The sequence below is a fragment of the Maricaulis sp. genome (assembly GCF_017642925.1).
Classification (GTDB): Bacteria; Pseudomonadota; Alphaproteobacteria; order Caulobacterales; family Maricaulaceae; genus Maricaulis.
The window spans coordinates 134,562-149,352 of sequence record NZ_JAEPOL010000006.1; the positions used below are offsets into that span (position 1 = coordinate 134,562).

The 14,791-nt window shown below is 64.0% G+C and carries 13 protein-coding genes; 5 read left to right on the plus strand and 8 right to left on the minus strand.

The window, feature by feature from the left end; all coding sequences use genetic code 11:
• Window positions 1–42 precede the first annotated feature (42 nt).
• Window positions 43–825: a 3-deoxy-manno-octulosonate cytidylyltransferase gene (kdsB, locus tag JJ918_RS06870; protein ID WP_291884975.1), complete on the plus strand. Its 783-nt coding sequence runs from the start codon at window positions 43–45 to the stop codon at window positions 823–825.
• A complete protein-coding gene (locus JJ918_RS06875; RefSeq protein WP_291884977.1) occupies window positions 822–1,451 on the plus strand; it encodes a histidine phosphatase family protein in 630 nt (209 codons plus the stop codon). Before kdsB ends, JJ918_RS06875 begins: the two co-directional genes overlap by 4 nt.
• Here JJ918_RS06875 and JJ918_RS06880 read toward each other — a convergent pair.
• Both JJ918_RS06880 and JJ918_RS06885 read right to left on the minus strand, forming a co-directional pair.
• The gene (locus tag JJ918_RS06880; protein ID WP_291884979.1) at window positions 1,448–2,323 is read right to left on the minus strand and encodes an alpha/beta hydrolase; all 876 of its coding nucleotides are present in this window, start codon (window positions 2,321–2,323) and stop codon (window positions 1,448–1,450) included. The genes JJ918_RS06875 and JJ918_RS06880 overlap by 4 nt on opposite strands.
• Window positions 2,323–3,720 carry an MFS transporter gene (locus JJ918_RS06885; protein ID WP_291884982.1) on the minus strand — a complete coding sequence of 466 codons (1,398 nt, stop codon included), beginning with the start codon at window positions 3,718–3,720 and terminating at the stop codon, window positions 2,323–2,325. The genes JJ918_RS06880 and JJ918_RS06885 overlap by 1 nt, the downstream gene beginning before the upstream one ends.
• 211 nt (window positions 3,721–3,931) lie before the next feature.
• Here JJ918_RS06885 and JJ918_RS06890 point away from each other — a divergent pair, with 211 nt between their 5' ends.
• Window positions 3,932–5,659, plus strand: a complete 1,728-nt coding sequence (locus JJ918_RS06890) for a M28 family metallopeptidase (RefSeq protein ID WP_291884985.1) — start codon at window positions 3,932–3,934, stop codon at window positions 5,657–5,659.
• A gap of 79 nt (window positions 5,660–5,738) precedes the next feature.
• Here JJ918_RS06890 and JJ918_RS06895 read toward each other — a convergent pair whose 3' ends face one another.
• Genes JJ918_RS06895 through JJ918_RS06905 form a run of 3 tightly spaced genes read right to left on the minus strand, consistent with a single transcriptional unit; the run spans window position 5,739 to window position 7,703 of the window.
• Window positions 5,739–6,359, minus strand: coding sequence for a helix-turn-helix domain-containing protein (locus JJ918_RS06895; protein WP_291884988.1), 621 nt, complete (start codon window positions 6,357–6,359; stop codon window positions 5,739–5,741).
• A gap of 44 nt (window positions 6,360–6,403) precedes the next feature.
• The gene (locus JJ918_RS06900; RefSeq protein WP_291884991.1) at window positions 6,404–7,054 is read right to left on the minus strand and encodes a helix-turn-helix transcriptional regulator; all 651 of its coding nucleotides are present in this window, start codon (window positions 7,052–7,054) and stop codon (window positions 6,404–6,406) included.
• Window position 7,055: 1 nt separating this feature from the next.
• Window positions 7,056–7,703, minus strand: coding sequence for a helix-turn-helix transcriptional regulator (locus tag JJ918_RS06905; RefSeq protein ID WP_291884993.1), 648 nt, complete (start codon window positions 7,701–7,703; stop codon window positions 7,056–7,058).
• 234 nt (window positions 7,704–7,937) lie between these two features.
• On the opposite strand from JJ918_RS06905, the gene JJ918_RS06910 reads away from it, so the two are divergent.
• A complete protein-coding gene (locus tag JJ918_RS06910; RefSeq protein WP_291884996.1) occupies window positions 7,938–9,062 on the plus strand; it encodes a hypothetical protein in 1,125 nt (374 codons plus the stop codon).
• A 97-nt stretch (window positions 9,063–9,159) separates the two neighbouring features.
• The gene (locus JJ918_RS06915) at window positions 9,160–9,738 is read left to right on the plus strand and encodes a helix-turn-helix transcriptional regulator (protein WP_291884998.1); all 579 of its coding nucleotides are present in this window, start codon (window positions 9,160–9,162) and stop codon (window positions 9,736–9,738) included.
• Between the two features lie 6 nt (window positions 9,739–9,744).
• On the opposite strand, the gene JJ918_RS06920 is transcribed toward JJ918_RS06915, so the two are convergent.
• Genes JJ918_RS06920 through JJ918_RS06930 form a run of 3 tightly spaced genes read right to left on the minus strand, consistent with a single transcriptional unit; the run spans window position 9,745 to window position 14,422 of the window.
• The gene (locus JJ918_RS06920; RefSeq protein ID WP_291885001.1) at window positions 9,745–10,797 is read right to left on the minus strand and encodes a 2-oxoacid:ferredoxin oxidoreductase subunit beta; all 1,053 of its coding nucleotides are present in this window, start codon (window positions 10,795–10,797) and stop codon (window positions 9,745–9,747) included.
• Window positions 10,794–12,629, minus strand: a complete 1,836-nt coding sequence (locus JJ918_RS06925) for a 2-oxoacid:acceptor oxidoreductase subunit alpha (RefSeq protein ID WP_291885004.1) — start codon at window positions 12,627–12,629, stop codon at window positions 10,794–10,796. Before JJ918_RS06925 ends, JJ918_RS06920 begins: the two co-directional genes overlap by 4 nt.
• A complete protein-coding gene (locus JJ918_RS06930; protein ID WP_291885007.1) occupies window positions 12,626–14,422 on the minus strand; it encodes an FAD-dependent oxidoreductase in 1,797 nt (598 codons plus the stop codon). The genes JJ918_RS06925 and JJ918_RS06930 overlap by 4 nt, the downstream gene beginning before the upstream one ends.
• Window positions 14,423–14,791 lie beyond the last annotated feature (369 nt).

Below are 14,791 nucleotides of genomic sequence, written 5' to 3' on the forward strand. Positions count from 1 at the left end.
GAGTGTGGAACAAGCCGGACCATTGCAGGGAGTTTGCGCCACATGTCCGTTCTTGCCGTCATTCCCGCCCGCTACGGGTCGACCCGCTTTCCCGGAAAACCGTTGGCGAAGATCGCCGGCCGGATGATGATCGAGCGGGTCTGGCGGATCGCGGCGGCGGCCGACGGGGTCGACCGCGTCGTGGTCGCGACCGATGACGCGCGCATCCTGGATGCCGTGACCGCTGCCGGCGGCGAAGCCGTGATGACAGACCCCGCCTGCCGTAACGGAACCGAACGCGCGCTCGACGCCGTGCGCCGCCTCGACAGCGATGCGGAAATCGTCATCAACGTGCAGGGCGACGCACCGCTGATCCCGCCCTGGGTGATCGGCGGCGTCGCCGAGACGCTGCGGGCGGATCCCTCCCTTCAAATGGCCACACCCGCCATCGAACTGCCCGCGGAGACCGAAGCCCGGATGCGCGCCGACAAGGCGAAGGGCTCGGCCTCGGGCACGACCGTCGTCTTCAACAAGGCGATGGACGCGATGTATTTTTCCAAGGCCGTCATCCCCTTCCGGCGCAAGCCGGGAGAAGGCGCGCCGACCTATCAGCATATCGGTCTCTACGGCTATCGCCGCGACACGCTGGAGAAACTGGTCGCGCTGGAGCCGACCCCTTTCGAGCTGACCGAGAGCCTTGAGCAATTGCGTGCCCTGGAGAACGGCATCCCGATCCGCGTCGTGCTGACCGACTATCGCGGCCGCTCGGCCTGGTCGGTCGATGCACCGGAGGATGCCGTGCGCGTGGAAGAGATCATCGCCCGCGAAGGGGAGCTGGTGGCATGACGAAAATCCTGCTCGCCCGCCACGGCAATACATTCGGCCCCGGCGACACGCCGGTCTGGGTCGGCGCGAAGGAAGACCTGCCGCTGGTCGAGAGCGGCGAGGCCCAGGCCCGGGCGCTGGGCGAAGCCCTGGCCGCGGCCGGTCTGACACCGGGCCGTATCGTCTGCGGCCCCCTGAAGCGCACGCGGCGCGCCGCGGAAATCATCGCCGGACTGACCGGCTTTGCCGGCACGCCCGAAATCGACGAACGCCTGAAGGAGATCGACTACGGCGCCTGGGGCGGCAAGTCGAATGACGAGATCGTCGCCGCCTTCGGCCAGGACGCGCTGGACAGCTGGGACACGCATCACCGCCGCCCGGAGGGCTGCGACTGGTCGCCGGACGAGGCGACACTGAAGGCCAATGCGCTCGCGGCCATGCGCGATGCGGCACAAACGCCCCTCACCCTCGTCATCACATCAAACGGCGTGCTGCGCTACATGCATGCCGCGCTGGCCGGTGCGGACAGCAATGCGAAGGTGAAGACCGGCCATATCTGCGCCGCCGATATCGAGGGCGAAACCGGCACCCGGCTGTTCTGGAATGAGAAGCCGGATGCCGGACTGCTTGCACAGACCTTGGGTTAGTCGACCCGGTCCAGAAACGCGTTGATCTCGGCCCAGGCTTCCGGCTCGGTCATGAAGGGAGCGTGACCGACATCGGGCACTTCCACCACGCCCAGATCGGGCTTGCGCCGGCGCATCTCGGCCACCGTTTCCGGCGAGAGAAGATCGCTGATCCCGCCGCGCACGACGAGGGCCGGAATGGTACGGAAGGGTTCCCAGAACTCCCAGAGCTCCGGTAGGGGTCCGTCATCGCCGCCCAGCATGGACAGGATCGCGCCGTCATAATCGAGCACGACCGCGCCATTCTCGCCGTCGATCCAGGTCTTCTTCGCGAAATCGAGCCAGAAGGCCTCGTCGTCGGCGCGCGCCGGGAAGGCGGCCAGATTGCTCTCACGCGTGCGCGCCGCCGCCTCGTCCCAGCTGGCCGCGGGATCGCGGCTGGACGTGTTCAGCTTGATCCGGTCCAGGCCTTCTTTCGAGACCACCGGTCCGACGTCGTTGATCACCGCCGCGGCGATGCGCTGCGGCTGGACGCCGGCAACGACAAAGGTCATCAGCCCGCCCATCGAGGTGCCCACAAACACCGCGCGGGCAATCCCCAGCGCATCAAGCAGGCCCAGCATGTCGGCAGCATAGACCGGCGGCTGGTAGCGCTCAACTTGCGGATCGGGATCCGACCGGCCGCGGCCGCGCTGGGAGGCGACGATCACCCGCCGCCCCTTCGCCGCGATCTTCGGTGCCAGATCCTCGAAGTCCTTCACATTGCGCGTCAGCCCGTGCAGGCACAGCACCGGCACGCCGGTCTTAGTGCCCTGGGCCGGGTAGTCGCGATAGTGGATGCGCAACCCGTCGGCATTGGTGAAGAAATGGTCCGTGAACATGTCGCCAGGCATCAGTTCGGTTCAGCCTCGGTCGGCGGTTCCGCTTCCGGTACCGGGACGGTCTCGCCCTCACCTTCCCAGTCACGGGCCAGATAACGCGATGCGAGGAGGAGAAGACCCGCCGCGACGAGATAAAAGATGCCGCCGCTCATAATCGAATATCTGAGCGATTCCGAACCGAACTGAGCTGCAAAGCTATCTGACATCACACCAAGGAACACGTCCCCCAGACCCAAGCCGACGAGATTATTGATTAGCAGGAATATGGCTGAGGCCGTCGCCCGCATATTCGGCGGCACGATATGTTGAAATGCCGCGAGTACCGGCCCCAACCACGCCAATGACAAAGCGGTCGGGATCAGCATTACGAAGAAGATGACCGCAAGCGAGTCACTAATCGTTCCAAGGATGAGGAAGGGTGCCGTCGCGAGAAACGCGAAGGCTGGTATCCGGGCATAGTTCGCTTTCGAGGCACCGCCAAGACGGTCCGCCAACGCCCCACCGGTAAAAATGCCGACAATTCCGCCTGTGAGAACTACAGCCCCATAGAAATAGGACGCATAGAGCAGGGTCGGCGCGCCCTCCGGCACCAGCCATGTCGGCGCCCAGGAAAACAGCACCGGGAAACCATCCGCAAATGAACGCACAAGAAATGTTGGTATCCAGGCAAAAAGCCCATATCCCATCATGGACGAAAACGCGGCGCCCAGAGACAAGAGCCAAAAACTCGGCTTTGACACGAGCTTTTTCAGAACCGGTGCAACTCCAACAGGTTTCGGCTTCTCGCCTCCGTCGAATTGACCACGCTCCGGCTCTCGCGTCGTCAACCAAAAAATGGGAGCCAAAATGACCCCTAGGCCACCAACGATCAAAAACGCTGCGCGCCAGTCCAGCAAAGTCGCGATGACCCCACCGAACACAATTCCGACAGCGCTACCAATGGGTATGCCGAAGGAATAGACGGCTAGCGCCCGAGCTCGCTGCTCCGGAGGAAAGTAGTCGGAAACGATCGAATATGCCGGCGCGACGCCGCCCGCTTCACCGACACCAACCCCCATGCGGGCGAAGAACAACTGAACCGGAGTCGTAATCAAGCCGCAAACCATGGTCATGATCGACCATAGCGAAAGTGCGATCGCCATGATTTTCACGCGATTGTACCGGTCAGCCAGCCATGCGATCGGTACACCTAGCGTGGAATAAAAGATGGCGAATGCCAAACCACGCATTACGCCCATCATTGTATCCGAAACGCCAAGCTCTTGCTGGATAGGGACGGCTAGAATGCCAATGATCTGACGGTCGATAAAATTGAACGTGTAGACCACGATCAGGATGAAAAGGACATAGCCGCGATACCCGGCTGCCGCCTCCAATCCTGTCTTCGTCTTGGTCGCAGATTCCGCCATGATCTCTCCCCTCAGGCGTACCGGTCTTTCGACCCACTCTTCTTGTGTGTGGTCAGCACCAAACATGAATGGTCATTCAGGTTTGGTCAAACCCCATTTCCGCACGATCTCAGTGACGCCACCCCTTGTGCGCGACGAGCACGAATGCAGGATGTGCCACAGTTTTGCGCCAAAGCCCAAGGCCCAGTTGGCCGCAACATGGGGGAGAACCATGAGAAGACTAGTTTTGAGCACTCTGGCGGGCGGGCTCCTGCTCGCTGCCTGCACCCCGGCAGACGAGGTGGACACGGCCGCCGCGCCGGCCCCGGAGACGACCACCGAGACGACTGACGCGGGCCATTCCGCGCCGGCGGACGATACCGCAGTTTCCAGCGCTGCGATCGCGGAAGCCGATATGCGCCGCATGATCTCGACCCTCGCGGACGATGAATTCGAGGGCCGCGCGCCGGCCACGCCGGGCGGGATCGCCGCCAGCCAGTGGATCGCCGACGAGATGGCCCGCATCGGTCTCGAGCCCGGCTATGAGGGCAGCTATTTCCAGCCGGTGCCGCTGCTGGAAGTCACGCTGGATGAAAGCACGTCCAGCTTCGACATCGCCCACAATGGCGAGCCGCTCGGCCTGACCACGAATGAAGACGTGGTGTTCTGGACCAAGCGCGCCGCCGACGAGGTCTCGCTCGACAGCTCGGACCTGGTCTTTGTCGGCTATGGCGTCGTCGCGCCGGAGTACGGCTGGAACGATTACGAGGGCGTCGATGTCGAGGGCAAGACGGTGGTCATGCTGGTCAACGACCCCGGCTATGCCGATCCCGAATCCGGCCTCTTCAACGGCAATGCCATGACCTATTACGGCCGCTGGACCTACAAGTATGAGGAAGCGGCCCGCCAGGGCGCGGCCGGCGTCATCCTGATCCACCAGACCGCCCCGGCCTCCTATGGCTGGAACGTGGTCTCGGGCTCCTGGACCGGCGCCCAGCTGGATCTCGCCCGCGAACCGGGCGAAGGCACATTTGCTGCCGTCGAGAGCTGGGTCACCGAGGATGTGGCCCGTCAGCTGTTCGAACTGTCCGGTCTCGATTTCGACACCGTGACCGCCGCCGCCTCGCAGGCCGACTTCGAAGCCGTGCCGATGGAGGGCCTGACCGCCTCCGCAACGCTGCACAATTCCACCCGCACGCTCGACTCGCGCAATGTCGTCGGCGTGGTCCCGGGCACGACGCGGCCGGACGAGTACGTCATCTACACCGCGCACTGGGACCATATCGGTATCCGCGACGTGGCCGAGGGCGAGGACGGCATCTATAACGGCGCCGTCGACAATGCGACCGGCACCGCCGCCATCCTGGAGATCGGCGAAGCCTTTGCTGCCAATCCGCCGGAGCGTTCGGTCATGATCCTGGCCGTGACGGCCGAGGAATCCGGCCTTTTGGGCTCGGCCTATTACGGCGAGAACCCGATCGTGCCCTTCAGCCAGACCGTGGGCGGGATCAATATCGACGCCATGCTGCCCACCGGCCGCTCGCGCGACATCATCGTGGTCGGCCACGGCGCCTCGGAGCTGGAAGACGTTCTGGAAAGCGTCGCCTCGGAGCAGGACCGCTACATCGTGCCGGATCCCAATCCGGAAGCCGGCTATTTCTACCGCTCCGACCATATCTCGCTCGCCAAGCACGGCGTGCCGATGCTGTATGCCGATGGCGGCGAAGACCTGCGCGAGGGCGGCACGGAAGCCGGCCAGGCCGCCGGCGAGGACTATCGCGCCAACCGCTATCACGGCCCGGCCGACGAATACTCCGCCGACTGGCCGATGGACGGCATGATCGAGAATGTCGAGCTGTTCTATGAGGTCGGTTCGCGCCTCGCCAATTCGGACGACTGGCCGAACTGGCATGAGGGCAACGAGTTCCGCGCCCTGCGGGATGCCCAGCGTAGCGAATAGCGCTGGCGCAAGCCTGACAGGAAAGGGGCGGCTCCGGCGGAGCCGCCCCTTTTTCATGTCCGGTATCCGATACCCACGATCAGAAGGTCCGGCGGAAGACGACCTTCTCGCCGCGTTCCTCGAGCCGTGCCGTATAGCGGGACTCGTCCAGCACGGCGCCGGAATGGATGCAGTAGACAGTCCGGGCTTCGGAAATGCGCGGCCAGTGCAGGAAATCGCACAGGCGCGACTGCATGCCCGAGGACACATTGATCTCCATCGAGCCGAGGCTCTGGGCGTAGGCCAGATTGCTCTGGAACATGCCCTCCTCGCGGATCCGTTCCAGCGCCGACATGAAGTCGCCGCCGACGAAGTCGCGGAGATTGCGCCCCTCGATCTCGTGACGCGCCATGCCGAACAGTTCCAGCGCACCGCGCGAGATCGCCTTCACCATGCCCATCGAGTCCGTCACGAACTCAACCGACGGGTTCAGCGTGATGAGATCCACCCAGGTGGGCGCCGGCGCGACGACGAAGGCGTCCTGGACCAGCTCCGCCATGCGGCGCTTGACCCGTTCGGGCGGATCGCTGTCGCCGTTCTCCCAGCGCGAGATCATCGCCTGGGTCACGCCCAGATCCGCCGCCAGCGCAGCCTGCTTGAGCCGCTTGGACATCCGGAAGTTCCGGATCACCGACGGCCAGTTCACCTTGCTGGAAGACACAGACAGTTTGATATCCTGTACCAATTCTGCCCCCCCTTCAGGGCTCAGCGTGCCGGGTGGAGCGCGACCTTGCCGGCCCGCTCGCGGCACAGTGTTTCGTATTCGCCCTCGTCGATCGGGGCACCGGACAGCATCCAGCGGATCGCCCCATCCTCGCCCGTGTGCGGCCAGTGCAATCCTTCGATGCACACGCAGCTCACCTGTCCCTCGCGATCGACGAAGGTATATCGATCCACACTTTCGACGCTTTCGAGCCTGCCGTCAAAGAATCCCGACGCGCCAAGCGTTTGGAAGAGGTCCGGCAGGTCGCCGGACAGCACGTCTTCCAGCCGGGCGCCCTCAACCTCGGCGCGCTCGCGCGCCAGCAGACGCAACAGCCCGGCGCTGGCCGTCTCGATCATGCCGGCCCGGTCGATTACCGCCGCAATACCGGGCTGGGCCGCCGTGTGACTGCGCCAGTCGATCAGCGGTGCCGAGACCTCGCCGGTTTCGAACAGGCCCATGATACGGGCGCGCATCTCGGCACTCGGGGTCACCACACCCGATTCCCAGCGCGACACCATGGCCTGGGTCACGCCCAGATCGGCCGCCAGGGCCGCCTGCTTGATATTGTGGGTGAAGCGGAACCGGCGCAGCCGCGCCCGCCAGAGGTCCGGCGGCTCGCTGGCAACAGCCCTCTGCGCCCGCCTCGGCATGTCAGATACCCTTGCGGATCACACGCGGGCCGCCCAGCCGCAGCCGGACGTCATCGAAGACGGCCTGGGTGACTTCGGCCGCCGACAGCAGCCAGACGATACGCGGACCGGGCAGGAAGGTCGGTCGGTGCAGGCCATGCACCAGGCGTGTCACGGGCGCCCCCTTGCCCGGCGGCAGGAACTCGATCCGGTCCATGCTTTCCGCGGAGGCGACACGGCCCTCGAAGAAGCCGCTGGCGTCGAACGTGTCGAACAGGTCGACAAGATCGCCCTGGAACGCCTCGGCCAGATAGCGGCCCTCGACCGCGTGACGTTCGCAGCCCAGCGTCCTGACGAGACCGCGGCTGGCCCGCTCGATCCGGCCGCGACCGTCGATCACGGCAACGAGGGAGGGGTGCCGCCCGATCCGGTCCATCCAGGCCGCCCGCGAGACCGATGTGTGTGACGACCAGTAGAGGTCGAAAATGCGCTCCTGGATCCGCGGACTGGGGAGCGCCACGCCGCTTTCCCAGCGCGACACCATGGTCTGGGTGACATTGAGATCGTGTGCCAGCGCGGCCTGTTTCAATCCCTTGGACAAGCGGTAATGGCGGATCACCGACGGCCAGTGAATGGCCTGGGTCTCGATCGTTCGTGTCATCGAATTCATGCGCGCGTCTCCGTTCCGGACGGGGCGCCGGCCAAGTGGGGCAGCGGTTATATTTTATAACCCTAAACCGGCCCGATGTGAAGATAGATGCTTAATGCTACTTTCCGGACGCAATGCCGGACATGCATCACGACAGTTTTGTGAAATTGTCACCCGGTTGCCGTTTGCCGATTGATCCGCCGACAGGGAACTTGCTACCTGCCCCCGCACTTCCCGGAAGAAAGGTAGTCCGTCATGGCTGATCTCACGCTTGCAGCCTGGGTCTTCTCGATTGTCGGCTTTCTGATCGCCTCCTACTCGATCGTCGCCAATGACGCGATCCAGACGCTGGGCACCTTTCTGTCCTCCAATGCCAAGCGCCCTTGGTGGATCCTCTGGCTCTATGCCTGTTCGATCCTTACGGCGGTGATGCTGTGGGGCTATTTCGGCGGCAATCAGGACATCGCCTTCGACCGGCTGAACGAGCTGCCCTATCCCGAAGGCGGCGTGAAATGGTGGCATGCCATTCCCCCGCTCTTCCTGCTGATCCTGACGCGGTTCGGCGTGCCGGTCTCCACGACCTTCCTCGTCCTGACGATCTTCGCCCTCACCGGCGGTGCCGAGACCGAAGGCGTGCTGCCGAAAATGCTGACCAAGTCGGCGCTCGGCTACATCGTCGCCATCGGCGCGGCCTTCGCGGTCTATCTTGTCATCTCGCGCATCTTCGAGCGCTGGGTGCACCGCACCCACTCCGAGCCGCACAAGCCCTACTGGTTTGTGCTGCAATGGCTGTCGACCGCCTTCCTGTGGTCGCAATGGCTGATGCAGGACCTGGCGAACATCTTCGTCTTCCTGCCGCGCACGACCGAACTCGTGCCGGTCATGGAAAACGGCGCGCCGCTGCTGCAGGACGGCGTCGCCGTGATGCAGACCCAGGTCAGCTTCTCGCCGATGCTGCTGGTCTTCGCGACGCTGGTCATGCTGGCGCTGCACGCGATCATCTTCGCGACACGCGGCGGCGAGATCCAGAAGATCGTCCTGAGCAAGACCAATACAACCGATGTGCGCGCCGCCACGCTGATCGACTTCATCTACGGCGTGATCCTGTATTTCTTCAAGGAACTGAACGACATCCCGATGAGCACCACCTGGGTGTTCCTGGGCATGCTGGCCGGCCGCGAGATCGCGATCTCCTATATCGCCGGCCTGCGCTCGCACATGGATGCGCTGTGGGACGTCATCTCCGACATCCTGCGCGCCTTTGTGGGCCTGGTGATCAGCGTCGTCCTGGCCATCCTGCTGCCGGCCATCGCACGCGGCGAATTCGGCCTCCTGATGTCGGACCTGCCGGGCTATGTCGGCCGCGCGCTCGGCTTCTGATTTTCATTCGCGAGCAAAGTTCATCAAATATGAGTGCCGTCCCGCGGCAGGCTTCCCTAAGACCGGATTCACCTTGGGGACTGGAAGTGACTGCGGAATGGACTGGGCATCACGCGTTCGTACCGTGCGGCAGAGGCTGCACCTGAAACAGGTCGCCCTGGCTCAACTCATCGGAGTGAGCCAGACCTATGTATCAAGACTTGAGGCCGGCAGTGTCACGCCGCCCGATGATATCGTCGCGGCGCTCGAACGCCTGAGCGAGGATCCGCGCACGCGCAGCCCGTTCGACGATCTGCTGGCGCTGGTCCGCTTCAGCCCGTTTGCCTGTTTCGTCGCGCGTGCGCTTCCCGCCGACGGCCGTTTCCCCGTCGAAGCAGCCAGCGTCTCCATGCGCGAGACCTATCTCGGACCCGAGTGCCTGGATCTGGCGGATGACGACAGGCTCGCGGCGCTCTGCGCGCACGCGGCCGCGATCCATGAAGCCGGGCTTTGCGAAGGCCGGGTTGTCGCCGCGACGGCACCGTGGACAGCCCCGAACGGCGAGACCGTGACGCTGCACTATGTGCCGCTGCGCGACGGGGCGGGCGGCTGCTTCATCCACGCCAGCCTGGCCGCGCATGACGGGTCGGACCGGCTGCGCATCACGCCGGCCGACCACCTCTCCGCCACCGGCTGACGCCGGTCAGCGATAGCGCTTCTGCAGGGCCGCCAGCGCGCCAGAACCCGGGTTCAGCTGGTCATAGGACAGCGTGTTGAGCGGTGCGTCCGGCAGCCGGTTGGCGGCATGCATGTCGGCCATGTCCTCATTGAGATAGAGCAGGCCGGTGCGGATCTCGCCATCGCTGCCGCCCAGCATCAGCGTCTCGATCGCCTGGGCGCGGTCGCGCGGATCATAATCACTGTCGGTCTTGCGCAGCAGCAGCTCGCCGCCATCATGCATGGTCACCCGCATCGCACCGTCATCGGCATACTCGCCGGTGATCTCCTCGGCATGGGCCACGAAATCCGTGTGCACCAGCGGGTGATAGTATTTGTAGGTATGGGCATAGCTCTTGGTCGAGCCGGCATGATCGTTGAAGGTCACGCAGGGCGAAATCACATCGATCAGGGCAAAGCCCTTGTGCATCAGTCCGGCCTTGATCAGCGGCACCAGTTGCGACTTGTCGCCGGAGAAGGCCCGCGCCACGAAGCCGGCCCCCAGGGTCAGCGCCTGCACGCACGGATCGATCGGCGTCTGCTCGTTCGGCACGCCCTTCTTCGACTTGGAGCCATAATCCGCCGAAGCCGAGAACTGACCCTTGGTCAGCCCGTACACGCCGTTGTTTTCCAGCACGTAGAGCATGTTGAGATTGCGGCGGATGGCGTGGGCGAACTGGCCGAAGCCGATCGACAGCGAGTCCCCGTCACCGGAGATGCCGATATAGTGCAGCTTGCCGTTCACGGCATTGGCGCCGGTCGCCACCGAGGGCATGCGGCCGTGCACGCAATTGATGCCGTGCGACTGGCCCATGAAATAGGCGGTCGTCTTGGACGAACAGCCGATACCGGAGACTTTCGCGGCACTTTCCGGCGCCAGGTCCAGCTCCCAGAAGGCCTGCACCAGGGCTGCCGTGACCGAGTCGTGGCCGCAGCCGGCACACAGGGTCGACATCACGCCTTCATAATTACGGACCGACAGGCCCAACTTGTTCTTGGGCAGGTGCTTGTCGATGAAGGGTTTCGGCATGGAGGTCATGCGGCGTCTCCCACAATTTCGAGGTGCGCAGTGATGCCCTCGACAATGAATTTCGGATTGGCGGCCATGCCGGCATAGTCGAGCACCGGAATGAGGCGCGTCTTGTCGGCCGAGGTCTCGTTGATCAGCAGGGTGCGCAACTGCGCATCGCGGTTCTGTTCGACGACGAACACTTCGTGATAGCTGGCGATGAAGTCGTCGACCTCCTGGCTGAAGGGGAAGCCGCGAACCCGCAGATAGTCCAGATGCACGCCGTCGGCGGCCATCCGGTCCATTGCCTCGCGCACCGCGCCGTCACAGCCGCCGACCGAGACAATCGCCCGCCGCGCAGGCTTGCCGCACTTGATGATGACCGGCGCCGGCACGGCGGCCGCGGCGTTCTTCCACTTCTGCGTCAGCCGGTCGAGCACCTCCTTGTACTCGTCCGAATCCTCGGTATAGCCGCCCTTCCAGTTATGCCCGGAACCGCGGGTGAAATAGGCGCCCTTGGGATGCACACCCGGCAGGGTGCGGTAGGGAATCGCGTCGCCGTCGCGGTCTTCATAGCGGTAGAATTTCTCGATCGCCTCGAGCTCGTCCTTGCCCAGCACCTTGCCGCGATCGGGCTGGTAGCTGTCATCCCAGGTGAGTTCCGGGATCATCCAGTCATTCATGCCGATATCCAGGTCGGTCATGAAGAAGACCGGCGTCTGGAAACGTTCGGCCAGATCGAAGGACTGCACCGCCATCTCGAAGCATTCCTTCGGATTGGCGGGGAAGACGAGGATGTGCTTGGTGTCGCCATGGCTGGCATACGCCGCCAGGGTGAGATCGCACTGCTGGGTGCGCGTCGGCAGGCCGGTCGACGGCCCCGCCCGCTGCACGTCGAACAGCACGACCGGCACCTCGCCATAATAGGCAAAGCCGATGAACTCGCTCATCAGCGAGATGCCCGGCCCGGACGTGGGGGTGAAGGCCCGCGCGCCGTTCCAGCCGGCACCGATCGCCATGCCGATCGAGGCCAGCTCGTCCTCGGCCTGGATGATGCAGAACTTCTTCTCGCCGGTATCCTTGTCGACGCGGAATTTCTCGCAGAACGACTTGAACCCGTCCATCAGCGAGGTCGAGGGCGTGATCGGATACCAGGCGCCGAAGGTCGCCCCGGCATAGACACAGCCCAGCGCGGCGGCCGTGTTGCCGTCGATCATGATATGCCCGGACGTCCCGTCCATCGCTTCCACGCGCAGCGGCAGCGGGTCGGGATAGTGCTCGCGCACATAATTCAGCCCCAGCTCGATGGCTTTCATGTTGGCATCGATGAGATGCGCCTTGGTGCCGAACATCTCGGTTACCAGGCCGCGGATCACCTCGACATCGATCCCGGTCAGCCCCGCCACAGCGCCGACATAGGCCATGTTCTTCATCAGCACGCGGGTGCGCGCATTGTCGAACTGCTCGTTGCACATGCGCGCCAGCGGCACGCCGATGGCGGTGATATCGGTGCGGCCGTGCAGGTCCGGACGCGGCCAGGTCGAATCGTACAGCAGGAAACCGCCCGGCGAGACCTCGGCGAGATCGCGGGCATAGGTTTCCGCATTCATCGCGACGACGAAATCCGCCGTGCCCGAGCGCGCGAAATAGCTGTCCTTGGTAATCCGGATCTCATACCAGGTCGGCAGACCCTGGATGTTGGACGGGAAGAGGTTCTTGCCGACCACGGGCACGCCCATGCGGAAGATCGCCTTCATCAGCAGCCCGTTGGCCGAAGCCGAACCGGTGCCGTTCACATTGCCGATCTTGATCACGAAGTCGTTCACACGCACTTCGCCCGGCGTTTCCACGACGTCCTTCATTCCGCCGCCACCTTTCCGGCTTCATTGTCGACATGCGGAATGAAAATATCCGCATCCTGCATGTCCCACGCGGCGGTGGGGCAGCGCTCGGCGCACAGGCCGCAGTGCAGGCAGAGATTCTCGTCCTTCACCATCACCCGGCCGGTATCCTTCAGCGGCTCGGAAACATAGAGCGCCTGCTCCTTGTTGGCCGCCGGCACTTTCATCCCCTGGCGCAGGGCCTCTTCCTCGCCATTGGGCAGGATCGACAGACAATCGACCGGACAGATGTCCAGGCAGGCATCGCACTCCTTGCACAGTGGTGCCTCGAACACGGTCTGCACGTCGCAGTTCAGACAGCGCTGCACCTCGGTCGCGATCCGCTCGGCGTCAAAGCCCAGCTCGACCTCGGTCTTGCGGTTGGACAGGCGTTGTTTCAGCTCGACCAGCGGCATGTCGCGGCGATGGGCGCCGGTATAGGCGTTGGAATACATCCACTCATTCACGCCCATCTTGGCGGACTGGAGATTCACCCCGCGCGGCATGCGCTCGGTGATCGCCTCGTCCTGGCAGTGCTTGTGGATGGAGATGGCGGCCTGGTGGCCATGCTCGACCGCCCAGATGATATTCTTCGGACCGAAGGCGCTGTCGCCGCCGAAAAAGACACCCGGCAGGGTCGACTGGTGCGTCGTCTCGTCGACGACCGGCACGCCCCATTTGTCGAACTCGATACCCAGATCGCGCTCGATCCAGGGGAAGGCGTTCTCCTGGCCGATGGCGAGGATGACATCGTCGCAGGGGATCACCTTGGTGCCCGCCTTGCGCGTCTCGGTGATATTGCCGTCATCGTCGAGCTCATATTCCATCAGCTCGAATTCCATGCCCACGAGCTTGCCGTTCTCGACGACGAAGCGCTTGGGGGAATGATTGACGACGATCTCGACATTCTCGTCCTCGGCATCCTCCAGCTCCCAGGGGGAGGCCTTGAAGAATTGCCGCGGCTTGCGGGCCATCACCTTCACATCGTCCGCGCCCAGGCGCAGCGAGGTGCGGCAGCAATCCATCGCGGTATTGCCGACACCGATGATCAGGACGCGCTTGCCGATCTTGTCGATATGCTCGAAGGCGACGCTTTCCAGCCAGTCGATACCGATATGGATATTAGCATCGGCCTCCTGCCGCCCCTCGATGTCGAGGTCCTTGCCCTTGGGCGCGCCGGAGCCGACGAAGACCGCGTCATAGCCGCCTTCCATCAGGGCGCGCAGGCTTTCCACCCGGCTGTTCAGCTTCAGCTCGACACCCATGTTCAGGATGTAGCCGATCTCCTCGTCCAGCACTTCCTCCGGCAGGCGGAAGGCGGGAATATTGGCGATCATCAGCCCGCCGGGCCGGTGATGCGCCTCGAAGATCGTGCATTCATAGCCCAAGGGCGCGAGATCATTGGCCACGGTCAGCGAGGCGGGGCCCGCGCCGATCAGGGCGATCTTCTTGCCGTTTGTCTTGTCCGGCTTTTGCGGCAGGAGATGGCTCACCTCGTCGCGATGGTCCGCGGCGACGCGCTTGAGGCGGCAGATCGCCACCGGCTCCTCCTCCACCCGGCCGCGCCGGCAGGCCGGCTCGCAGGGCCGGTCGCACACCCGGCCCAGAATGCCGGGGAAGACGTTGGAGCGGCGATTGACGAGATAGGCCCCGGTGAAGTCACCCTGGGCGATCAGACGGATGTATTCGGGCACCGGCGTATGTGCCGGACAGGCCCACTGGCAATCCACGACCTTGTGAAAATAGTCGGGATCGCGCGTATCGGTCGGTTGCATTCTCCTCACCCCGGGCGATACCGCCCGTAACCTGTTGGCGCATGTGGTCCTTGCCGGCCACTTGTTAGGCGCATTCTCACATGGTCACGGCCGCGCCGGTCAAGCGAATTCCCCTTGCAAACAAGCCGAATTGAACGGGTTTGTTTGTTTATGAGAGTGAGTTGCAGGGTGTGAGCCTTTCTTCCCCCCGTGTGGGGAAGTGGGCCGCGGCGTCAGCCGCGGGTCGAAGGGGTTGCGGCCGCAGGCCGCAATGAACCACCGGCATCACCACATTGATCCCGCATATTTTTCCCGGCCGCATGCCCCGCGAAGGCGGGACGAAGAGCCGGGACCGACAGAACGGGCATCGGGCTGGCCTCCCGCTCACTG

Coding starts and splice junctions, on each gene's coding strand:
- kdsB (WP_291884975.1), top strand. CDS start 43: ATGTCCGTTCTTGCCGTCATTCCCGCCCGCTACGGGTCGACCCGCTTT.
- JJ918_RS06880 (WP_291884979.1), bottom strand. CDS start 2,323: ATGCCTGGCGACATGTTCACGGACCATTTCTTCACCAATGCCGACGGG.
- JJ918_RS06930 (WP_291885007.1), bottom strand. CDS start 14,422: ATGCAACCGACCGATACGCGCGATCCCGACTATTTTCACAAGGTCGTG.
- JJ918_RS06920 (WP_291885001.1), bottom strand. CDS start 10,797: ATGACCTCCATGCCGAAACCCTTCATCGACAAGCACCTGCCCAAGAAC.
- JJ918_RS06915 (WP_291884998.1), top strand. CDS start 9,160: ATGGACTGGGCATCACGCGTTCGTACCGTGCGGCAGAGGCTGCACCTG.
- JJ918_RS06890 (WP_291884985.1), top strand. CDS start 3,932: ATGAGAAGACTAGTTTTGAGCACTCTGGCGGGCGGGCTCCTGCTCGCT.
- JJ918_RS06875 (WP_291884977.1), top strand. CDS start 822: ATGACGAAAATCCTGCTCGCCCGCCACGGCAATACATTCGGCCCCGGC.
- JJ918_RS06900 (WP_291884991.1), bottom strand. CDS start 7,054: ATGCCGAGGCGGGCGCAGAGGGCTGTTGCCAGCGAGCCGCCGGACCTC.
- JJ918_RS06925 (WP_291885004.1), bottom strand. CDS start 12,629: ATGAAGGACGTCGTGGAAACGCCGGGCGAAGTGCGTGTGAACGACTTC.
- JJ918_RS06905 (WP_291884993.1), bottom strand. CDS start 7,703: ATGAATTCGATGACACGAACGATCGAGACCCAGGCCATTCACTGGCCG.
- JJ918_RS06910 (WP_291884996.1), top strand. CDS start 7,938: ATGGCTGATCTCACGCTTGCAGCCTGGGTCTTCTCGATTGTCGGCTTT.
- JJ918_RS06885 (WP_291884982.1), bottom strand. CDS start 3,720: ATGGCGGAATCTGCGACCAAGACGAAGACAGGATTGGAGGCGGCAGCC.